This window comes from Peribacillus simplex (assembly GCF_001542915.1).
GTDB lineage: Bacteria > Bacillota > Bacilli > Bacillales > DSM-1321 > Peribacillus > Peribacillus simplex_B.
On the sequence record NZ_LNNH01000051.1, the window covers coordinates 72548 to 93267 of the forward strand.

At 42.7% G+C, this 20720-nt stretch carries 23 protein-coding genes; 7 read left to right on the forward strand and 16 right to left on the reverse strand.

All coding sequences use genetic code 11. The features are described 5' to 3' along the window. Positions 1-185: 185 nt before the first annotated feature. Positions 186-425, reverse strand: a complete 240-nt coding sequence (locus AS888_RS21470) for a YkuJ family protein (RefSeq protein ID WP_034314086.1) — start codon at positions 423-425, stop codon at positions 186-188. A 183-nt stretch (positions 426-608) separates the two neighbouring features. On the opposite strand from AS888_RS21470, the gene AS888_RS21475 reads away from it, so the two are divergent. Together AS888_RS21475 and AS888_RS21480 are read left to right on the forward strand one after the other, a co-directional pair. Next, entirely contained in the window at positions 609-1568 is a 960-nt protein-coding gene (locus AS888_RS21475; protein ID WP_061144124.1) for an MBL fold metallo-hydrolase, read from the forward strand. Between the two features lie 91 nt (positions 1569-1659). Further along, positions 1660-1893: a glutaredoxin family protein gene (locus AS888_RS21480; RefSeq protein WP_061144125.1), complete on the forward strand. Its 234-nt coding sequence runs from the start codon at positions 1660-1662 to the stop codon at positions 1891-1893. A gap of 35 nt (positions 1894-1928) precedes the next feature. Here AS888_RS21480 and AS888_RS21485 read toward each other — a convergent pair whose 3' ends face one another. The 4 genes from AS888_RS21485 to AS888_RS21500 form a co-directional block, all read right to left on the reverse strand. Next, on the reverse strand, positions 1929-2414 hold the full coding sequence (locus AS888_RS21485) for a DUF3993 domain-containing protein (RefSeq protein ID WP_061144126.1): 486 nt from the start codon (positions 2412-2414) through the stop codon (positions 1929-1931). Positions 2415-2570: 156 nt separating this feature from the next. Then, a complete protein-coding gene (locus tag AS888_RS21490; RefSeq protein ID WP_061144127.1) occupies positions 2571-2804 on the reverse strand; it encodes a hypothetical protein in 234 nt (77 codons plus the stop codon). A 72-nt stretch (positions 2805-2876) separates the two neighbouring features. Continuing rightward, complete coding sequence (locus tag AS888_RS21495; protein WP_260320330.1) at positions 2877-4085, reverse strand: EAL domain-containing protein; 1209 nt, start codon at positions 4083-4085, stop codon at positions 2877-2879. Between the two features lie 180 nt (positions 4086-4265). After that, positions 4266-6122 carry an SLC13 family permease gene (locus AS888_RS21500; protein WP_260320328.1) on the reverse strand — a complete coding sequence of 619 codons (1857 nt, stop codon included), beginning with the start codon at positions 6120-6122 and terminating at the stop codon, positions 4266-4268. Positions 6123-6266: 144 nt separating this feature from the next. Between AS888_RS21500 and AS888_RS21505 the strand changes: the two genes are divergently transcribed. Continuing rightward, positions 6267-7133 (forward strand): metallophosphoesterase, encoded by an 867-nt coding sequence (locus AS888_RS21505; RefSeq protein WP_061144130.1) that lies wholly within the window; start codon positions 6267-6269, stop codon positions 7131-7133. Between the two features lie 166 nt (positions 7134-7299). Here AS888_RS21505 and crcB read toward each other — a convergent pair whose 3' ends face one another. Together crcB and AS888_RS21515 are read right to left on the reverse strand one after the other, a co-directional pair. After that, positions 7300-7662 (reverse strand): fluoride efflux transporter CrcB, encoded by a 363-nt coding sequence (crcB, locus tag AS888_RS21510; RefSeq protein ID WP_061144131.1) that lies wholly within the window; start codon positions 7660-7662, stop codon positions 7300-7302. Beyond that, positions 7659-8039: a fluoride efflux transporter FluC gene (locus AS888_RS21515; RefSeq protein WP_061144132.1), complete on the reverse strand. Its 381-nt coding sequence runs from the start codon at positions 8037-8039 to the stop codon at positions 7659-7661. The genes crcB and AS888_RS21515 overlap by 4 nt, the downstream gene beginning before the upstream one ends. Positions 8040-8204: 165 nt before the next feature. Here AS888_RS21515 and AS888_RS26210 point away from each other — a divergent pair, with 165 nt between their 5' ends. After that, positions 8205-8507 carry a penicillin-binding protein gene (locus AS888_RS26210; protein WP_397252346.1) on the forward strand — a complete coding sequence of 101 codons (303 nt, stop codon included), beginning with the start codon at positions 8205-8207 and terminating at the stop codon, positions 8505-8507. Between the two features lie 284 nt (positions 8508-8791). After that, positions 8792-9295 (forward strand): YkyB family protein, encoded by a 504-nt coding sequence (locus AS888_RS21525; RefSeq protein WP_061144133.1) that lies wholly within the window; start codon positions 8792-8794, stop codon positions 9293-9295. A 63-nt stretch (positions 9296-9358) separates the two neighbouring features. Here the strand turns inward: AS888_RS21525 and AS888_RS21530 are convergent, their stop codons facing one another. Together AS888_RS21530 and corA are read right to left on the reverse strand one after the other, a co-directional pair. Next, positions 9359-10264 (reverse strand): chemotaxis protein, encoded by a 906-nt coding sequence (locus AS888_RS21530; protein WP_061144163.1) that lies wholly within the window; start codon positions 10262-10264, stop codon positions 9359-9361. Positions 10265-10901: 637 nt separating this feature from the next. Further along, complete coding sequence (corA, locus tag AS888_RS21535) at positions 10902-11876, reverse strand: magnesium/cobalt transporter CorA (RefSeq protein ID WP_061144134.1); 975 nt, start codon at positions 11874-11876, stop codon at positions 10902-10904. 160 nt (positions 11877-12036) lie between these two features. Between corA and AS888_RS21540 the strand changes: the two genes are divergently transcribed. Further along, the gene (locus AS888_RS21540) at positions 12037-13179 is read left to right on the forward strand and encodes an aminotransferase A (RefSeq protein ID WP_061144135.1); all 1143 of its coding nucleotides are present in this window, start codon (positions 12037-12039) and stop codon (positions 13177-13179) included. A 103-nt stretch (positions 13180-13282) separates the two neighbouring features. Here the strand turns inward: AS888_RS21540 and AS888_RS21545 are convergent, their stop codons facing one another. The 7 genes from AS888_RS21545 to AS888_RS21575 all read right to left on the reverse strand — a co-directional run bounded on the left by AS888_RS21545 (position 13283) and on the right by AS888_RS21575 (position 19338). After that, positions 13283-13648 carry a hypothetical protein gene (locus tag AS888_RS21545; RefSeq protein ID WP_061144136.1) on the reverse strand — a complete coding sequence of 122 codons (366 nt, stop codon included), beginning with the start codon at positions 13646-13648 and terminating at the stop codon, positions 13283-13285. A 65-nt stretch (positions 13649-13713) separates the two neighbouring features. Next, positions 13714-14616 carry an NAD(P)-dependent oxidoreductase gene (locus AS888_RS21550; RefSeq protein WP_061144137.1) on the reverse strand — a complete coding sequence of 301 codons (903 nt, stop codon included), beginning with the start codon at positions 14614-14616 and terminating at the stop codon, positions 13714-13716. A 6-nt stretch (positions 14617-14622) separates the two neighbouring features. Further along, positions 14623-15408 (reverse strand): SDR family oxidoreductase, encoded by a 786-nt coding sequence (locus AS888_RS21555; RefSeq protein ID WP_061144138.1) that lies wholly within the window; start codon positions 15406-15408, stop codon positions 14623-14625. A 328-nt stretch (positions 15409-15736) separates the two neighbouring features. Beyond that, positions 15737-17452 carry a phosphoenolpyruvate--protein phosphotransferase gene (ptsP, locus tag AS888_RS21560; protein ID WP_061144139.1) on the reverse strand — a complete coding sequence of 572 codons (1716 nt, stop codon included), beginning with the start codon at positions 17450-17452 and terminating at the stop codon, positions 15737-15739. Then, positions 17452-17718: a phosphocarrier protein HPr gene (locus AS888_RS21565; RefSeq protein ID WP_061144140.1), complete on the reverse strand. Its 267-nt coding sequence runs from the start codon at positions 17716-17718 to the stop codon at positions 17452-17454. The genes ptsP and AS888_RS21565 overlap by 1 nt, the downstream gene beginning before the upstream one ends. 202 nt (positions 17719-17920) lie before the next feature. Next, complete coding sequence (locus tag AS888_RS21570) at positions 17921-18706, reverse strand: ABC transporter permease (protein WP_061144141.1); 786 nt, start codon at positions 18704-18706, stop codon at positions 17921-17923. Continuing rightward, complete coding sequence (locus tag AS888_RS21575) at positions 18706-19338, reverse strand: ABC transporter ATP-binding protein (protein ID WP_061144142.1); 633 nt, start codon at positions 19336-19338, stop codon at positions 18706-18708. Before AS888_RS21575 ends, AS888_RS21570 begins: the two co-directional genes overlap by 1 nt. Before the next feature lie 181 nt (positions 19339-19519). On the opposite strand from AS888_RS21575, the gene AS888_RS21580 reads away from it, so the two are divergent. After that, a complete protein-coding gene (locus tag AS888_RS21580) occupies positions 19520-20347 on the forward strand; it encodes a thermonuclease family protein (protein WP_061144143.1) in 828 nt (275 codons plus the stop codon). The last annotated feature ends 373 nt before the right edge of the window (positions 20348-20720 follow it).

A 20720-nucleotide genomic window follows, 5' to 3' on the forward strand; every position in this document is an offset into this window, starting at 1 on the left:
AAAGGAGTTCTGTAGTGCAATGAAACGTTCATCGTACAAACCATCAAAAATGCAATGGAGATTCTATCTTTGTTTTCGACGACCAATAGCAAAAAACAAAAAACCGTAGACAACCTCCATTAATCTGGAGCTTATCTACGGTCTGAAAGCCTCTTCCAAGTGGAAGCCAGCTTTTTCATGTTTTTTTAAGATTGAAGAAGATCAAAGATTTCAATGGTAATCATATCGATATTATCGAATTGATATTTCGATGATTTCCCTTTATCACTGTATACTTCAAGCTCGAACATTTCTGTTTTGCTGAAATATGTAACCTGGCACTTTTTCACACCATCTATTTCAAAAAAACGTTGAGCAGATTCAGATTCCTTCGCTTGCTCTTGAAGACTTTTCAATCTGGTAAGGATGCCCTGTAATTGAGACATACTCCCTCTCCTTTCTGAATAAAACCTTTTCGATAGGTTTCACTATACCATACTTTTCTATCCAGTAGCCACGCTGAAATAAATTCAGAATAATTTAAAACTTCATTCTTTACATGACACTATTAACAGCATAAAATAAGGAATGGATTTTGTACATGAAAAATTTTCTGGAGGTAGATTCGATTGCAAAACATTAGTGAACTTGGTTATCGCATTTCTTTAATTGATGGTTTTGATCTGGATAGAAGAAATCGAACGGGAACATATGTAATTGCCGATACGGATATCACGTTAGTAGAAACTTCCGCCAGTCCCTCCATCCCACACTTACTCAAGGGGCTCGCTGAACTTGACATAGCCCCCGAGGATGTTACATATATCATTCTTACCCATATTCATTTGGACCATGCAGGCGGTGCCGGACTTTTTTTACAACATTGCCCGAATGCCAAAGTGATCGTCCACCCAAAAGGTATACGGCACTTAGAAGATCCTACACGTTTGATAGCCGGAGCTAAAGCGGTTTATGGGGAAGACTTCAATAAGCTTTTCGATCCGATCCTGCCCATTCCCCCCGAAAGGATGATAGGGAAACATGATAGGGAAACCTTACAAATCGGTGATAACTCGACGCTGACTTTTTATGACACCCCGGGCCATGCAAACCATCATATGAGCATTTTCGATTCCATGTCAAAAGGGATGTTTTCTGGTGACACGATTGGCATCTATTACCGTGAACTCGATGAGGAGGGGGTGGAATTTCACTTACCATCCACATCACCAAATCAATTTAACCCCGAAGCCATGCTGGCTGCAGCAGAATTGTATGAAAGCGTCGGCGTGGAGCGAATATATTTCGGCCATTACGGGGTATCGGAAAACCCTAAGGAAGTATATAGGCAACTTCAGTACTGGCTGCCTATTTTTGTCGAGACGGCAAAATCGGCATTCCGGGAGTATGCTGCCTTCGAGGAAAGGGTCGCAGCAACCAGTAAAAATATTTTCAAGGTAGTGGCAGCTCATTTGGAGGAAAAGGGGATAAGCATAAACCACCCTGTTTTCGATATCATATCCATGGACCTGAATGTCAGTTCCATGGGATTGATAGACTATCTGATGAAGCAGGAGCAGAATAAGTAGATTGCTGAAGTTTTTTTCCTATCCAAATGGCTCGGGATTACCTATAATGAAAGAGTGAACCTTACCTATAGCACATACATGGAGGAATGAAATGAAAGACGTCACGCTTTATACCCAACCTGATTGCCCTCCCTGCAAAATCATGAAAATGTTTTTTGATGATAATAATGTCGTGTATAATGAAAAAGATATTAAAGCAGACGGACATGCACGTAAAGAATTAACGAATAAATATGGGGCTTATTCCACACCAACGGTCGTCATCGATGGGAAGGCCATCATAGGCTTTGAAATTGATGCCATAAAAAAGGAACTGAATATATAACAAAAAGTCTGGAAGGGGCCACCCTCCAGACTTTTTCATTTCAATTTTTCATTTTCATATCTTACATCCTTTACCTTCCAAACGCCATTTTCTTTTTTCAAGGTAACGCACTCAACATGTTTTCCGCTTAATACCGGCCCGTCCTCTGTGCCCCTGAACTCCTCCTGCACATACATGAGATCACCATTGTCCCCATAAACAACTTCAGTATGTTCATCGTAGCTGAAAAATGGGATATAATAAGGCGCGAAGTCCGATCCAAATGCAGTATACCCATCATCGACTTTCACTACATTCGCTTTCACAAACTTCCTGATGAAATCATCTGTGAAATGTTTTTCGAGCTTGGTATCTATCGCTTCTTTCGTTCTTACTTCCTCGCTTATCGAGCCCTGGCTCATTGCGGCTTCCTTTACTAAGTTAAGTGCTTCCTCCCTATGTAACCCCTCTGCCGAAGCTGTGAACCCCCCGCCTAAAAAAAGAAGGATACTGGCGAGACATGCTACTACATATTTACTCATTCCTATCATCCCCTCACTATAGAATAATTTGGTTCCGATTACTGCCTATGTTCTTTCAATACCCGTCCAGAACAAAGTGAAACTACAAATTGTCATGAAGACCATTTGTATCCTCAGCCATAAAAAAAGAAGATTTCATATGATGAAATCTCCTTCTTATAACCATTGAAAGGCATAGTAGAAAATAAAACCGGCAACCAAAAGAGTTCCAACGATAAGAGAAACGAATATCGGGTTTTTCAAATAAGGATGTTCTTTAACTGAATCATCGATTGTCGAATCATATCTGGCTTTGACCTTTTGTGCCCTGGCTACAGAATATGTATAAAACAGAAGATATAACGCCATGACTGTAACGACTATGAGTAGAATCCAGATGTACGTGCTCAAAATATGACTCCTCCCAGCGCATCATTTTGCTTAGGTTTACACATTTCAAGCTTTTATATACATGAATCCTTTTTATAAAAGGGCATCATTTTCATATAGGTAACTATAAGAAAGATCGAAGAAAATGTATTCCTTATTATTAAGCGGATAGGAAAAGGTCCTTATGGTCTCCCCTGTTTCGATATCACTATATAAATCAGACAAAATCCCCTTTTTCTCATTGCGCATCTTTACGATGTTTTCGAGGAAATAAGGCCGCCAGCTCCAATTTTTATTGAGATAACTCGGCTGGATGATCCACTGCCCGTTTTTTTGGAGGATATTCGGCGATCGTTGATACCCCTCTTCATCACAAATGTAAAGTCGAAAACAGATGGACTCCAACTTTTTCGCGATCGTCCCGAGAAATTCTTCATGAGATCCAAATCGCTTTTGCTGCTTCAAAAAGGTTTGCATATTTTCATTAAATTGCAAGGTCTTTTGATATACTGCTTCCAGCTTCTTCGTTTCAAGTGAAATGAAGGACTGACATTCTTGATGGAATTTTTCCCGAAGTAAATCTTTATTGATGAACTCACCTTCGGGCTTGGCCAAGAAATACCCTTGATAATATCGTCCGCCGTTCTTCCAGGCAAAGCGGAGCTGGTATTCGGACTCAATGTTCTCAAATAGTAAATTGGCACCGATCTTTCGTGCAAGCATGCTTAGTGAAAACAGGATGACCTGATAGGCATCCCCACCTGAAATGCGAAGCTGGTCCAAATTAACTTTTAAAATATTCGGAGAAATTTGCGCAATTTGATCCAATTTCGTATCCTGACCCAAATGATCGAAAGCTATTTTAATCCCATATGTTTTAAAGTAAGCAAGAACATGCTGTAAAGGATCAAAATTTTCCGGGCTGATCGTGTCTGATAGTTCAAGTACAATCCTGTGCATTTCCTCAGGCTGGAAATGACGATGTAAAATCTCCATGAATTCTTCGCCATGATCGAGCATGAGCAAATTCGGATCTCTGTTAATGAAGATCAGAAAATCTTCCCCATAGTCTTTTATTCTTTCCAAGGCTATTTCAAGTACGTAATTATCCACTTCCACCCTATACTCTTTAGGCACTGAAGAATCATGAAAGAATGAACCCAGGCTTTTATATTCCGATTGTTCCTCATAACGCCCTAAAATTTCATATCCGATTACCTGATGTTGATCTGCACTGAAAATCGGTTGAAAGAATGGTGTCACCCTGTCTAAATTTTTCAATATTTTTTCTGTATCCAAGATGCATCTTCCCCCTAATTACGAAAACACCAATATGCAAAAATTATACCATTAGTTTCTAATATTGATAATAAATAATTTTAATTCCTTAGGCATAACTCCATTTTCCGCCAATTAATCCCCTTTGCTTATAAGCATATGGAAGAGGCATTGTCCCTATATAGAGCAATGCCTCAAAATCCATCAAAATGGGAAGATCCATGGAATGGTGATCACCATGATGACACCGATGAACACCTGGATAGAAATCCCAATCACGATAAAATCTTTATATTTGTAATCCCCTGCTGTCATGACAAGTGCGTTGGTCGTTGCCACCCTTGGTGTGGATAATGCCAAACTCCCAGCGACAGCAAGGCAGATGAAGACAGGAATGGGGTCAATCCCCAGGTTAACGGATGATGTCAGCGCAATCGGCGTCATGATCACGACGGCGGCCCCATAGGGGATGAATTGGCTAAGGATCAATGTCAACAGATAGAACACCGCCAGTATACCATGTGGGCCGATATTGCTGAACAGCACTGCCAGCCAATCACTGATCATTCTCACCCCACCCGTATTATCCAATGCAGTCGTGATTCCGAACATCGCCGCAATCAATAGGATAGGCTCCCAGTTAATCTTTTGGTAAGCATCTTCCATCGATCGGACACAGCCCGTAATGATCATCAGCAAGGCAGCGGTCAATACTGAGAGCACGGGAGGTATCGAGTCCAGCGACAAAAGAATGACCATCAATGCCGTGATGCCCACGGAAATCCAAGCTTTGCTTTTGGAGTATATATGCGAGCCATCTTCCGAAGTACTTCCGATAACGATGACGTCCTGCAAATCCGAGGAAATCCTCTCAATGTTTTCCCATTCGCCATGTATGAGTATGGCATCACCCGGTTTCAGACGCTCCGTACCGACATCCGCTTGAATATATTCACCATTACGATTGATGGCCAGCACATTGCATTGGTACTTCTCACGGAAATGGACATCGATCAATGTTTGATTTTCATAATCGGAATTCGGAACGATCAATATTTCCGTCAAACCAAATCTGCTGCTGAGAAAGTGCTTTTTTATTTGTTCCGTATTGAAATGTTTAAATTCCAGTTCATAGTTGAGTGCCAATCTCTCAACCGCTTCTTCTTCACCGAACACCAATATGATATCGTCAGGGTGAAGCACTTCATCCGCTCTGGCTGAAATGGTAAGCTGCCTTTGTAACAGCGGTAATTGCTTATCCTTCTGCTTCCGCTGGATTTCAATCAAAGTCAATTCATATTGAATCGGAAGCTGCAAGTCTGACAGCCTTTCACCGACAATATCCGAAGTTGCAGGTATATGCAGGTAGTGCAATCGATCATACACTTTGTACATACCGGCAAGTTCGCCTGCCGACAAACCTTTGACACTATTGTTAGCGGCAATCGTTCTTTCCGGCAGCAGCAGGCGCCCAAGTGTCAGCATGAAGAATAAACCGGCTGCAAATGCGATTAAGCCTATCGGTGAAAAGTCAAAAAAGGATAAAGTCTCCAATCCGTTTTGCTGCAGCACGTCAGCAACGATCATATTGGAGGGTGTACCGGTAAGGGTTAATAGCCCGCCAATGCTGCTTGCATAGGCAAGAGGCAATAAATATCTTGTCGGGCTGGTTTTTTGTTGTAAAGCCATGCTCATAACGAGCGGAAGCAAAATGGAAACAATGCCCGCCCCACTTAAAAATGCACTCAATATCCCAGCCGTCAGCATGACGATAAGCAGCGATTTCCACTCACTTCCCCCGCATAAACCTAATAGTTTGTTTCCTGCCTTCTCCACGATACCTGTATTCAAGAGGCCAGCACCGACGATGAATAACCCAGCCAGCATGATCACCACTTGATTGGCAAAACCAGCGACAAGCTCATCCAATGTAAGTATCCCGAGGAGACCGAGTATGGAAAGTGCACTTAGCGCAATTAAGTCTGCGCGAAATTTTGCTTGTATAAAAAGCGCAATTGCGCATAGAAGTATAATCAGTGTTATAAACAATGGTTCGGTCATCATGTTACCTCCGTATAGATGTTCAATTTCAAACCGTATAGGGTTCCATTTTTCATATGCGTAAAGAAGATATTTTCTTCATATTTTGTATATTGTTTGTTAGTATGAGGAAGTAACATTTTTAAATCAGATAGGTTGATTAATTTGAATAAACCCATATCCAGAAGAACTTTTTTAAAGAAAAGCTTTGGTACTTTGGCTGCCTTGACCGGTTTAGGCATAGGCGGAAACTATTATGCCCATAATCTGGAGCCAAAATGGTTAGAAACCAAGTACAAGGTCATCAGCCACCCTCTTATCCCCAAAGGATTCAATGGCATGAAAATGATTCAATTCAGTGATACGCATTTAGGCTTTCAATTTCAGCTAAGGGATCTACAAGCGGTTGTCAATAAGATCAATCAACTGAATCCTGATGTCATTTTATTTACCGGCGATTTAATGGACCAGCCTAATAAATACGGTTCCCAGCAGGAAATACCCACTGTCTTGAATCAGCTCAAAGCACCATTTGGAAAATTCTGCATTTACGGTAACCATGACCATGGCGGATACGGCTCAACGATTTACAGCAATATCATGAAGGAATCTCATTTTACCATGCTGCAAAACACCTCAACCAAACTTTCCTTATTGACGGGTGAAGAAATATTCATTTCTGGCGTTGATGATGCCATGCTGGGGAAACCGGATTTTGAAAAGGCCCTTGCCGGCATCCCAGACGAAGTATTCACCATCATGCTCGCGCATGCCCCTGATCTGGCCGATATATCAAGGACTTATAATATCCAGTATCAAATAAGCGGTCACAGTCACGGAGGTCAAGTCCAGATTCCATTTGCCGGTGCCCTTGTCACTCCTCCGTATGCTGAAAAGTATCGCGAAGGCACATATGAACTTGATTCACTGACGTTACATGTCAATCGGGGGCTTGGCACTACCCGGCTTCCATATCGTTTTCTCTCACGCCCTGAGCTGACCGTATACGAATTCAAGGTCGGAAAGGAATAGAAAAGAACACAGGGGAAAGCCGCCAGACTTATTAACAAAACCTGTGCGACGAGAATGACTTGCTGTTGCCTATCATTTGTAATGAATTCTTATGAATTATAGCATTAGAAGGATAAATGAGAAACTTAGATTTTTTTACCAGCCACATCGGCCAATTTCATGAAGGTCATACATACATTAAATATCCACATAGGAAAGCGCCGATACAGCCTAAAATCGATACCGTTACATAGATGAGGCTATCTATGCAACGGTATTTTCTTATAAGTTCGATTGTTTCCATACTGAATGTGGAAAAGGTCGTGAACGCCCCCAGGAAACCTATCGTCAGGAAAACTTGAACAGAAGGGTCCCAAGCTTCCTTCCGGGGAAACGCAATCCCTAAACCGAAAGAACCTATCAGGTTAATCAGTAAAATACTAATGGGGATCGAACCTGCTGGCATTAGCCTATTAAAAATCATCTGTAAAACATACCTTGAGGCTGAACCAAAGAAACCTCCGATAAAAACTGAAAGAAGGTGATTCATTGCCTTTCACCTCTTTGTCTATTGAAAAGGCCCAGTCCGAGAAAACCGGCAAGCAAGCCCAATGAAACGCTGGCCCCCACATACACTCCTGCATATAACACCGATGTTTGCAGGAAATCGGCAGTTTCTTGGGAGAATGTCGACATGGTCGTGAAGCCGCCACAAAACCCGCTGCCCAAAGTTAAAAAAACGAGCGATTTCCTTTTCGAGGCGAAATAGCCATTAATCATGCCAAGTAAAAAGCTGCCTACTATATTTATTAAGAGGGTTCCCAATGGAAGGAAGGTATGGGCGGTCGCCAAGATTACGGTATAACGCAACACTGCTCCCGCTGCCCCGCCGAATCCAACGGCTAAAATGCTTTTAAGGAAATCCATTACGGTCACCTCTGATTTTTTTCATAAGTAGATTCATTATAACAGATTGAGGTGAAACAGGCTCTTTTCTAAAAAAAATCCATACTATGTATAGAATTATAGGAAAGGAGGCCAATTATGCAACCACAGTATTTGCCTTACCACTACTATCCTCAATCCTTCACGCTGCAAAACGAATATAGGAATGGGAATGAATATGGACCGGAACATTGGAATGACGAGCGATTTTTTCCGTTCTTTCCTCTATTAGCACCTGTTGCTTTTGTAGCGGGATTGGCAGTGGGACCATTGTTATTCAATAACCGCCCACCAGCCTATCCGCCATATCCTCCTCCCTACCCGCCTTACCCGCCAGCTTACGCTTACCCTCCTTATCCTGTTTATCAAGGCTTTCAGGGGTATCCACAACAATTCGGTGCACAGGCACAGGCAGGAGTTTCTGAAAATATCAACATATACACTCAATAAGAAATTGGCAGAAGGCGTCCTGAAACGCCTTCTTTTTGTATGGCCAAACACTGTCTATTTGAAATTTACTTCCTTATCTATTTTGAAGTGGTATAATATGAAAAGCATAGATGGTAAAGTGTTGGTAAAATTTGTCCTGCCCTAGAAAGGTACAAGCATCCTTTTCATGCGGCTATAAGCCCAAGTCGCACCGCATCTTTATTACACTCAATATGAATACAGGTATTTATTGAAGGACCCATGTATCATACCTTCTAACCTTATTAAGAAAAGGAGTTTCCATAATGAACGAAACGAAGGGACATTCTGAGAGGGATGAGTTTTCGATTAACTCCCTTGCCCAAGCCGTGTTTATCGTTAACAAACATGCGAAGACCGCGTTGGAGCCTAAAAATTTATATCATTTAAAACGGCTCGCATTAAGCAAGCTTATGCAAGAAGGCAAAGCAAAAAAGATCGGCTTGCATTTTTCTGATAACCCTCGCTTTGCAGCGCAGCAATCCGATGTCATTGTCGAATGCGGATCGTATGTTTTTCATCTGCCTCCCACTAAGGAAGACTTGAAAAAACTCCCCCACCTCGGCAGCCGGGCAGCATCCATACGCAATCCCAAAGCCGCTTTGTCCTTATCCAAGGCAAAACAAATCCTTCAAGCCTATGTTGGACAAGCCGGTGACAAACAACCTAACCTCACTACCGAGAAAAAGGCTTATGGCCGAAATTCGGTCAAGCAGCCTTTTCACAATCCATTTCCATCCTCCTTTTTAGGAAAAGGTTCCAAGTATTAAGGATAATTCTTGGAAAATACAAACGGGCCGTGAGGTGTTGCCTCCCCGGCTCGTTTTTCATTCTTATAATACGAATCTGTCTATTAATTTTACAAGCTCCGCTATTTCCGGTTTGCTGATTTGGGCGTCGGCTCCTACCATTTGCCCTTTATGACGCAGGCTATCCGTAATCAACGAAGAGAAAATGATCACAGGCAATACGGCGAGCTCACTGTTTTCCTTTATTCTCCGGGTCAAGTGATGGCCATCCATCTGGGGCATCTCGATATCGGTAATCACCAATTGCACTTCTTCCGTTACGTCTTTTCCTGCTTCGATCAAATTCTCTAAATACCCAATCGCATCTAGTCCATTTTCATAAAACTCCAGGTACTTGAAACCAGCCTCTGATAATGTATCAAACAACAGCTTCCTAAGTAATGGGGAATCTTCCGCGATCAGGATTCTCTTGTCTGAGTTTTGACGGATACCGAGTTTCTTGACCTGTTGGATGTTTATTCCTGATTCCGGATTGATTTCAACCACTATTTTTTCAAAGTCGAGCAGCAATAACATTTCGCTATTTAACTTAATGACTCCGATAATCTGACTTTCAAGGCCTTGATACATATCCGATGGCTTCTCGATTTGGGACCAGGAAATACGGTGTATCTGTGTCACGGTATGTACATGGAAAACCACTTTTTGCTGATTGAATTCCGCAACAATGAATTTGTCATGCTCAGGAGTGGCAGAAGGAGGGAACCCGAGCGCGTCAGCCACGTTCACAACTGGCAGGACCTCTCCCCGGAGTTCAATGATTCCCTCCACATTTGCATGTGAATGGGGAACAACTGTGATAGGAACAGGATTAATGATTTCCTTCACCTTGATTACGTTAATGCCGAATTTATTCTTGCCGATGCCGAATTCCACTATCTCAAGCTCATTCGTTCCACTTTCCAATAATATCCCCTTATTTGCTTCCATTGGTTCATCTCGCCCTTCTCTTGCTTTTTTCATTTTATCGCTCCATGAATCCAAACCTTTGGCGAAGCAGCAAAAGCTGCCTTTCAAATGGACCATGATGATTTTCATCAATGCTCATACCTAATAATTCGGATATTTATGGCTTTTGTTTAGAGTATAGATAAAAAAAGAATTCGCAAAAAAATAATTGAGGTTATCCGATTTTTATTGGCTTATAAAAATGACTGTCACATGGAACACAAGGCACTTGCTTTGGTGCGGGTGGTCGCTCGGGCCGCTTCGGCGCTCTGCATCAAAACGGGATAAACCTTCAAATCCCTCCGAGTGGAGGGATTTGCATTTTGATCGTTTCATTTCACTGCAGGCACTAAGCTTATCCGAATTCGTCCGGGAGCCTCGTCGGCACTTTTGGGGCTGTAGTCTGGGCTCGCACTTCTAGTGGGAACCTCCCACTCTTCGTTCCTTTCACTCCAGCCATGAACCTTTGACTCCAATCGTGTCATGTCGTGATAAAACATGGTGGAGTTGAAACTCTTAATTCTTTTTCATTCACAAATTTTGGATATCCGCTCCAAGTGCTTTTTGAATCGCTGGTATTCAGGAACATATCCCTAAGACTGTCCTATCAAGCTAAATTTCAGTTCTTTCGTGATTTTTTCCTTGGGTTCAACCAGCCTTTCTTAACAAAGTATAAAAACATCATCAAGGCAATTCCGCCCATCATTCCAAGGATGAGGAAATAGCCATAATGCCAGGTCAATTCGGGCATAAATTCAAAATTCATCCCATATACACCAACTATGAAAGTCAGCGGCATGAAAATGGTCGTGATGACGGTCAAGGTCATCATCGTCGAGTTCATATTATTGGAGTTCACCGATAAATAACTATCCCGGATATCGGAGGAAAAGTCCCGATAGGATTCCAGCATTTCGGTTAACTTCAAAAGATGATCGTATACGTCATTGAAATAAAGGTGCTGGTCCTTCAAATAATTCAAGCGCTCTGATGAAATCATCCTATACAATAAATCGCGCATCGGTAAAATGGTCCGCCGAAGCCTGGACATATCCGTACGCAAATCGAATAGTTGATCCATCAAATCATTTATCGTTTCATTTTCCGTATTGTCCTCGATGATCCCTAATTCGCTTTCCATTTTATAAACGGGAGGGAAAAATTCATCGACGATCCTGTCGATGATTCTGTGCATCAAGAAAAAGGGACCTTGCTTCAGCATTTTATTACCTGAAATTTCTTCCCATACCTTTTCCAGCTCAAGCATATCTTCCTTATGGAAGGTGACGATCCATTTTTCCCCGACAAACATATCCAACTCTACCGCCCTGAATACCTTCTGCCTCAGGGCATGAAGCACAAGAAATTGATAGTTCTCATAAAAATCCATCTTGGGACGTTGATTAAAGTCATCGAGGCAGTCTTCGATTGCCAGCGGATGAAAATGAAAATGGTTGGATAATAGCTCGATTTCCTTATTTGTAGGATTGGAAAAGTCCACCCAAAACCACTCTATATTCGAATCATTCAAATCAGATAGCGGTAAATCGAACGTCACTTCCTGGTTGGACGTTATTGCGCAAGTTCTAATCATATGTATCAGCCCTCAAATTTTTTCTTATCTTTCATTATACCTTTAATTCATGAATCGCAAAAAGTATTTATCCCCCATCCAAACTAAATGATAAAATAGGATGAACCAGTCAAACGAAGTACATCATTTCATCAAGTATGAAAAGGGAGGATATTCATAGATGGAACACTTAGTTAACCCTTTAGTAAGAGACGTTCAAATATCAGGAATCCGCAAATTCTACAATATGGTCGCTGAAATCGAAGGGACCATTTCTTTAACGATTGGACAGCCTGATTTTCCAACTCCTATGCATATTAAAGAAGCGGCCAAACAAGCCATCGATCAAGATCATACGGTTTATACCCACAATGCAGGTTATCTTGAATTGCGAGAAGCAGCATCTGAATATGTTATGGATAAATACAAGCTTTCCTATGATCCGTTGAATGAAGTCATCGTCACATCAGGAGCCAGTGAGGGGATCGACATTACATTCCGGACGATCCTTACCCCGGGAAATGAAGTGATATTGCCAGGGCCGGTATATCCAGGATACGAACCTATCATCAAAATGTGCGGTTCATCCCCGATTTATGCCGATACAACCCAAAATGGGTTCCGTCTGACTGCGGATATCATCGAAAAATACATAACTGACCAGACTCGTTGCATCGTGTTACCTTATCCATCGAATCCAACCGGGGTGACATTGTCTGCCAGAGAACTCCAGGACATTGCGGAACTTGTCAGGGGGAAGGATATTTTCATTCTAGCCGATGAGATATACAGCGAACTCGTATTTGATCAGGAGCATGTTTCGATTGCCACATTCCTGAAGGAACAAACCATCGTCTTGAATGGCTTATCCAAGTCCCATTCGATGACCGGATGGAGGATTGGGCTTCTATTTGCCCCCAAGGCCATCTCTGAGCACCTCTTGAAGGTCCACCAATACAATGTGACCTGTGCCGCTTCCATATCGCAGAGGGCGGCCTTGGCGGCCTTGACCGCAGGCAAGGATGATGCCATTCCGATGAAGGAAGAATATGCAAGGAGAAGGGAATATGTATACAGGCGCTTGCAATCGATGAAGCTGGAAATAGTCAAGCCGAATGGTGCCTTTTACTTCTTCATTAAACTTCCTGAAGGGTATTCCTCTTCGCTGGACTTTTGCCTGAGCCTAGTCAAACAGGAAAAGGTTGCTGTAGTCCCGGGAGATGCATTCTCTCCGCTCGGCGAAGGATACTTCAGATTATCTTATGCCTATTCCATGGAAACGCTGGAAAAGGCTTTGGATCGCATAGAGACTTTTTTAGATTGAAAGTTAACAAAAAAGAGGCCTTCAATCGAATGGATGATTGAAGGCCTCAACTTTCTATCTATATGCCAGCTCCTGAAAAGCTCCTGGGAATGCAAGATCGTAATCAATATAATCTCCGTAAAAAGCGAATTTCCCGGTATCCTTCTTCCTTATTTGTCGTCGTGAGGCTCACTTCAACGATCGATCCGAGTAAATCAGCCATCACTTCTTCAAATTCCTTCGCAGACCGCGGCTTTGAAAAGCCTAAGTTTTTCAATTCGCGCATCAGGATCTGGAACCCGGCATTCGTTTCAATATGACTGAACTTTACCGGCAGGATTAGCGGACTTTCATTCATTAATTTCAGGTCCCAGCGAATGGGCTTTGTTTGGTGAATGGTTTTTTCGCGTTTAAAGCCTTCAATCCTGACAATATACCGTCCATCCTCCAATTCCTGGAATTTCATCTGAATGTCATCGAATTCGCCCATAACGATCACTCCTTTTTGTAAAGGCTGTCGCTATCAGCTTATTCATCAAAAAGAAAAGCTAGCACTTAATTATAGTGTTTATACAATGCCTGGGTACCGCTATTTTCCTCGCCAGCTTCCGCAAGATCTTCATAGAGGGATTTACTCAAGCTTAATCCCGGTGCGTCCATTCCCATTCTTTCGGCTTCATCAAGGGCAATCTTCATATCTTTTATAAAATGCTTGATATAAAAGCCTGGTTCAAAGTCACCTTGGACCATACGAGGCACCAAATTGGACAGTGACCAGCTTCCGGCAGATCCGGATGAAATGCTTTGCAGGACGCGGTCTGGGTCCAAGCCCGCCTTCTTGGCATAAGAAATGGCTTCTGTAACTCCGATCATATTGGAAGCAATGGCAATTTGATTGCACATTTTCGTATGCTGGCCAGATCCAGCCGGACCTTGATGGACAACATTGCTGCCCATTTTACCAAAAATGGTCTTGACTGCTTCGAATGCGGTGCTTTCCCCGCCAACCATGATGGTAAGCTTTGCATCGCGTGCGCCAATATCGCCACCGGATACAGGTGCATCCAAGGCAGCCATGCCTTTTTTCTTGGCTTCCTCGGCGATTTTCATTGCCAAAGATGGGGTGGAGGTCGTCATATCGATTAAATAGGTACCTTCTCTCCCATTTTCGATAAGTCCATCTTCTCCAAAGTAAATTTCCTCCACGTCACTTGGATAACCTACCATGGAGATGATCAAATCGGCTTTCCGAGCGATTTCCTTAGGGGCAGCGGCCCATATGGCTCCTTCTGAGAGCAGTTCATCCGCTTTTTCTTTAGTCCTTGTATACACATGAACCTCATATCCGGCTTTAAGAAGATTTCGAACCATGCTTTTTCCCATAACTCCTAGACCGATGAATCCGATTGTTTCGTTTGATTGTGTCACTGCAATTTCCTCCAAATCATTTTGCTTCATGATACTTTAAATGGATTTAACCATTCCTCCGTCAACTAAATAAGATTGGCCCGTTAAATATGTATTGGCACCCGAAACAAGGAATGTAACGAACTTCGCGAATTCCTCCGGTTCCCCATAACGGCCGAGAGGGATCTTACCGATCGATTGTTCTGTAATCTTCTCCTGTGTTAACCCTAGTTTGTCTGCATTCATTTTGTCCAGGTGCTGAATGCGATCCGTCGCGATCCTGCCGGGTCCGACTGTATTGATCAAGATCCCGTCTGGCGCCAATTCGGATGCTAATGTCTTGGACAATCCAACGATTGCAGTCCTGAATGTATTTGATAATATCAATCCAGGAATAGGTTCCTTTATGGATGAAGATGCAATATTAACGATCTTTCCGCCCTGTTTTTTCAGGTGTGGCAGGCTTTCACGGATCGTCCTGATGAAGCTTAGTAAATTAAGTTCAAAAGACTGCTGCCACTCTTCATCATTGAAATCGGTAAAGCTCCCCCCAGGAGGTCCTCCAGCGTTATTGATCAGGATATCGATGCCCCCAAACTCAAGTGCAGTTTGGTTTACCAACCGTTTGATAGCTTCTCCATCCGTTATGTCGGTAGCCACATACGTTACTTTTCCGGTGCCAAGCAGCGACAATTCCTTTTGGACGGCAGCGAGCTTGTTTTCATCCCGGCTGGCGAGCATGACATTTGCTCCTTCTTTAACCAGCTCTTCCGCTATCGCTTTTCCCAACCCTTGACTTGACGCTAAAATCAAAGCATTTTTCTGTTCCAATTTTAAGTCCATATCATATCCTCCATTCTCCATATAAATATAATTCCATTATATCGTCATAATCAAAAAGTGAAAAATCTGAATAATCATTTTCAAGCACTTTTTCATGTTCCCCCATATGTATGAATTCAAAAAAACGACCGGTTGGATAATCCAACCGGCGTCAAAGGGGGAAATGAGAATGTCAGCTGCTCTGCTTAGAGCTAACAACTGTGCTTGGTTCTTATATACCCCGATTTTTTTGCAATAAACATATTTCCCTAAAAATGATAAAGAAAAAGTGACAGTTCAGTACCCCAGCCTGAACAGGTAAGGGGCACCTTTTTTCACTATTGGTTTATCACTTCAAAGCATTGATAACCGCTTCTTTCACGTTATCATTCGTATCCAGCTCTAAAACGTCTTGAGATAGTTTTTGCATATCTTCAAGCGAAAGTTGGCTGATCAACGAACGTGCTTTTAGAATCGAAGTCGCACTCATCGAAAATTCATCAAGTCCAAGACCGATCAGGATCGGGATGGCCACTTCATCTCCAGCCATCTCTCCGCACATTCCTGCCCATTTTCCTTCTTTATGAGCTGCATCGATGACCATTTTGACCAGACGTAAAATCGCTGGGTTATATGGTTGATATAAATAAGATACTCTCTCATTCATTCTATCGGCAGCCATCGTATATTGGATCAAGTCATTGGTACCGATGCTGAAGAAATCGACTTCCTTAGCAAAAACGTCCGCCATAACGGCTGTTGAAGGAATCTCAACCATGATGCCGACTTCAATGTTTTCAGCAACTTGAATACCGCCATCAAGCAATTCCTGTCTGACTTCAGCCATAACGGCTTTCGCATCGCGGAATTCAGCCAATGTGGCAATCATCGGGAACATGATTTTCAAATCCCCGTGAACGCTTGCTCTTAGAAGGGCACGGAGCTGGGTCCGGAATATCTCTTGTTCATTAAGGCAAAGGCGAATCGCACGGTATCCAAGGAAAGGATTCATTTCCTTAGGGAGCTCTAAGTAAGGCAGTTCCTTGTCTCCGCCAATATCAAGCGTGCGGACGACTACAGGCTTTCCTGACATTCCTTCCAGTACCGCTTTGTATGCCTCGAACTGTTCTTCTTCACTAGGGAAGTCACTCCTGCCCATATAAAGGAACTCGGTACGGTATAACCCTATTCCTTCACCGCCGTTTTGATGTACGCCTTCTAAGTCTTTCGGCGTCCCTATGTTGGCAGCCAATTCAACATGATGGCCATCTTTTGTAGCCGTTTGTTCATGAACCAGCTTGGCCCACTCAGCCTTTTGCTTGGCATAGGCAACTTGTTCCTCTTCGTAGCGTTTCACCAATTCCGGAGTAGGATTGATATGAACTTCACCCTTTAAACCGTCTATGATGACCAAATCTCCATTTTCAATGGAAGATGTTACTGTTTTTGCGCCAACGATAGCTGGAATCTCCAATGAACGGGCCATGATGGCTGAATGGGATGTACGTCCACCAATATCGGTCGTAAACCCTTTCACGTAAACCGGATTCAGCTGAGCTGTATCCGAAGGAGTCAAATCCTCGGCAATGATGATCACTTCTTCGGCAATCAAGCTCGGATTGGGGATATGGACACCTAAGAGATGTGACAGTACCCTCTTCGTGACGTCGCGGATATCTGCCGCACGTTCCTTCATGTACTCATTATCCATTTGCTCGAACATCGTAATGAACATGCTTGCTGTCTCGTTCAGAGAAAACTCGGCATTGACTTTATCGGATTGTATTTTATCGGAAATCGGGTTGATAAGCTCGGGATCTGCCAATACGAGCAAGTGCGCGTCAAAAATAGCGGCTTTATCCGCCCCTAGATCTTTTTCGGCTTTATCCCTGATAACCTCTAATTCAACCGTTGACTTATGAATAGCTTCCTTAAAACGGGATATTTCCGCCTGAACGTCTTCTATGTTTCTTTTTTCGATCGTTAAATCCGGCTCTGTAAGGCGATAGGCTTTAGCGATGGCTATCCCATTTGAAGCTGCTATTCCACTAATCAAAGTGGACATTATTCTGCTAGTCCTTCTCTGTTCAATGTATCAGCTAGTGTATTTAGAGCATCGTTTTCATCGCTTCCTTCAGCAGAGATCGTGATTTCTGCATCTTTGCCAATACCTAGGGACATTACGCCCATGATGGATTTAAGGTTCACTTTTTTCTCTTTATATGCAAGGTTAATATCTGAATCGAATTTTCCTGCAGCTTGTACAAGTAATGTAGCTGGACGTGCGTGAATTCCTGTTTCTGCTGTTACTGTAAATGTTTTTTCTACCATATGAATCAATCTCCTTTAAGATAAATTAACAAAATAGGTTATGTAAGGGGTCTCTCGATCCAATCAGGAAAAAGAAATGCCCTTTTCCTTATCAGAATAGCATTATCATACCCAACAAACAAACCAAAACTATTCAGTACCTAAAAATAGTACAAAAATATAGATGGAACTGCAACTATTACTTATTAGAATTTTTCAATGATTAAATGCAAAGCTGCGCATTTTTGGTAAAAAAGGCTCTAAAACTCAGCATGATGAAAAGGACAACCGTCAATGAGACACTCCCGAGAATCCCGATAAGGATGGCAATCTGGTATTCAATAGCAATAAGCGGGCTTATCCCCGACATGATCTGCCCTGTCATCATACCGGGAAGGAAAATGATCCCCATCCCCAGCATATTGTTCAATGTCGGGAGCACCGCCGAGTCGAATGCTGCATCCACATGACTTTTTACAGCCCTCGCAGGAGTCGCCCCAAGCATGAGCATCGCTTCTACTTTGTCACGATTATCGGTAATCCCTCCATGAAGGGTTTTAAGCGCTAATGTCACACCAGTCATCGCATTCCCGACAATCATTCCGGCGATTGGAATGAAATACCTTGGCTCGTACCAGGGGGTGAAATGAATCACGACCAAGTTAAAATAAAACAAGGCTGCCATCGGTCCTGTCAGCATACTTAGGATAACCATCCTTTTGATTTTCTTATTGGGCGTGAATGGAACTTGCTTAAAAATATTATGGATGGAGAACAGAGCCATCACGCATAAAAATGCCAAGGAGAGCAATGGCTGGGGATTTTCAAAGATATACGTCAAAACATACCCGGCAAGGATGAGTTGGGCCGTCATCCGCACCGTAGCGAGAATGATTTGCTTCTCCCTTGAAATCCCCCTCCATTTCACGATGATGAGCAGGACGATAACGAAGATATACGCTGCACTAAGACGCCAGAACTCAATATCTATTATTCCATTTCCCTCCATTAATACTCACCTTCCTTCGCCTTTTTCAACGTGATTGTGTTTTGGGCGCATATTTCGGCAAGTTGTTTAGAATGGGTAATCATGATGACCGTTCCCTTATCCCGTTTCACTTCCTCTAAAAACCGGCTCATGACCTTCAGCTCTGTCTCCTCATCAAGAGCTGCTGTCGGTTCATCCAATAAATACACTTCTGGTTTCAACAAAAGCACTCTCGCAAGTGAAAGCCTTTGCTTCTCACCTCCAGAAAGATTCCCTGCCCCATCTGATAAGGACTTATGCAGTTGGACCGTTTCAAGCGCTTTCAACAATACGGCCTCATCCTTCTTTTCCCGTTCCGTCATTTCCAGGCCCGCCTGAAGGTTTTCCCCAATCGTTCCCGGTAACGTGAATGACGTTTGAGACAGCATCGTGACTTTACGCCTTAACTCGATCGGATTGAAACGATCGAGCGGCTGCTCTTGATAGAAGATCGAACCGCTATCCGGATCATCCATCCTGTTCAATAACCGGAGTAAAGACGTCTTTCCCGCTCCGCTTTCTCCAGTCAAGCAGGTAACCATCCCAGCTGATATTTTCAAATGATCGATATGCAGAATCCCTTTATACCTGATTTTTTCGAGCCTAAACGTCATGATTTAAGTCTTCCTCCCCTGCCCCTCTTATCCATTATAAGAAACTACCGGCGTTTGGGGTAGCAAGGAAACTCAAATTTAAACTTTTTTCGTTTTCTTTCCCTTTTTTATAGGTTAGTATTATTTCTGCCGATTAGATCCATGACTGACTGACAAAACATCTTTGAAACGGAGGACGATCATGAACGGAAATTCCTTTATACAAACTTATTTGCACGCAATTCTCATGAGTGCATTCTGCCTGTTCATCTTGACTGGCTGCCAGGGAACAGTAGATAGCCTGGGAAATGGATCGACACAAGAAACCTCGAAGTCCAACGGAGACGTCCAATCCAGTACAGATTCGCCTGTCCATGAAGAAAAGGGAGAAACCTTCACAGCCAAAATCGTCAGGGTGGTTGACGGTGATACTGTAAAAATCAAACTGGAGAATGGAAATGAAGAAACGGTCAGGCTTTTGTTGATCGATACACCGGAAACCGTTCACCCTTCCAAGCCGGTACAGCCGTTTGGGCCGGAAGCAAGCAAGTTCACCAAGGAATTAATGCCTGCAGGATCTACCGTGGAAGTGGAAACCGGTATTGGTGAAAGAGATAAATATGGTCGGCTGCTCGCCTATTTTTATGTGAATGGAAAAATGGTGAATGAGCTCCTGCTTGAAAAAGGATTGGCAAGAGTCGCCTATGTATACGCACCGAATACTAAATATCTGGATGAATTGGAGTCTATTCAGAAACAAGCCCAAAAAGAGAGAATTGGCATTTGGTCACTTGAAGACTATGCCACTTCAAAAGGATTTGATGATTCGAAGACTGATGAAGCCTCAAAGGGGGAATCCACTGGGACATTAGCTTGCAGCAATCCCAAAATTAAAGGGAATATAAATTCTAAAGGCAATAAAATCTATCACCTTCCTTCCGGCCAATATTACGATATAACCAAAGCGGAGGAAATGTTTTGTACCGAACAAGACGCACAAGAAGCGGGATTCCGTAAATCGCAGCGGTAATGACATACCGTCGAAGAGCCGATTTTGGGAAACTCTGCACGTGCTGTAGAAGTATGTAAAGGGGATACATAATGAAATATACAGGAATGAAGCATTTCGATTCAGCTTCTCTCCACCGATTCCTGGTTTATTCAGCATTATATACCTACACTACTTAAAACATGAAACAGAATGGGGACGCTGCCTTCAATCATGAAGAGAGCCTATCCAACCTGGAATCAAGCCCATTTTTCCCTTATCTTGAAAATGGACAGTATCATGGCATTAATTTTATTATTTGTTGGATGGCAGCCTCCCTTTAGGCCTGTCATTTTTCTCGAAATGCCTTTTCGCTAAAGCATTTCCAATCAGATATGGTAAAAGCACCCGGGAA

Bases quoted from the DNA above. Each gene is read 5' to 3' on its own strand.
- AS888_RS21515 (WP_061144132.1), bottom strand. From the start codon at position 8,039: ATGGATTTCCTTAAAAGCATTTTAGCCGTTGGATTCGGCGGGGCAGCG.
- corA (WP_061144134.1), bottom strand. From the start codon at position 11,876: ATGATTAGAACTTGCGCAATAACGTCCAACCAGGAAGTGACGTTCGAT.
- AS888_RS21485 (WP_061144126.1), bottom strand. From the start codon at position 2,414: ATGAGTAAATATGTAGTAGCATGTCTCGCCAGTATCCTTCTTTTTTTA.
- AS888_RS21570 (WP_061144141.1), bottom strand. From the start codon at position 18,706: ATGGAGGGAAATGGAATAATAGATATTGAGTTCTGGCGTCTTAGTGCA.
- AS888_RS21530 (WP_061144163.1), bottom strand. From the start codon at position 10,264: ATGGAAGCAAATAAGGGGATATTATTGGAAAGTGGAACGAATGAGCTT.
- AS888_RS21580 (WP_061144143.1), top strand. From the start codon at position 19,520: ATGAACGGAAATTCCTTTATACAAACTTATTTGCACGCAATTCTCATG.
- AS888_RS21565 (WP_061144140.1), bottom strand. From the start codon at position 17,718: ATGGTAGAAAAAACATTTACAGTAACAGCAGAAACAGGAATTCACGCA.
- AS888_RS21470 (WP_034314086.1), bottom strand. From the start codon at position 425: ATGTCTCAATTACAGGGCATCCTTACCAGATTGAAAAGTCTTCAAGAG.
- AS888_RS21550 (WP_061144137.1), bottom strand. From the start codon at position 14,616: ATGAAGCAAAATGATTTGGAGGAAATTGCAGTGACACAATCAAACGAA.
- AS888_RS21545 (WP_061144136.1), bottom strand. From the start codon at position 13,648: ATGGGCGAATTCGATGACATTCAGATGAAATTCCAGGAATTGGAGGAT.
- AS888_RS21575 (WP_061144142.1), bottom strand. From the start codon at position 19,338: ATGACGTTTAGGCTCGAAAAAATCAGGTATAAAGGGATTCTGCATATC.
- AS888_RS21540 (WP_061144135.1), top strand. From the start codon at position 12,037: ATGGAACACTTAGTTAACCCTTTAGTAAGAGACGTTCAAATATCAGGA.
- AS888_RS21555 (WP_061144138.1), bottom strand. From the start codon at position 15,408: ATGGACTTAAAATTGGAACAGAAAAATGCTTTGATTTTAGCGTCAAGT.
- AS888_RS21500 (WP_260320328.1), bottom strand. From the start codon at position 6,122: ATGACCGAACCATTGTTTATAACACTGATTATACTTCTATGCGCAATT.
- crcB (WP_061144131.1), bottom strand. From the start codon at position 7,662: ATGAATCACCTTCTTTCAGTTTTTATCGGAGGTTTCTTTGGTTCAGCC.
- AS888_RS21480 (WP_061144125.1), top strand. From the start codon at position 1,660: ATGAAAGACGTCACGCTTTATACCCAACCTGATTGCCCTCCCTGCAAA.
- AS888_RS21525 (WP_061144133.1), top strand. From the start codon at position 8,792: ATGAACGAAACGAAGGGACATTCTGAGAGGGATGAGTTTTCGATTAAC.
- ptsP (WP_061144139.1), bottom strand. From the start codon at position 17,452: ATGTCCACTTTGATTAGTGGAATAGCAGCTTCAAATGGGATAGCCATC.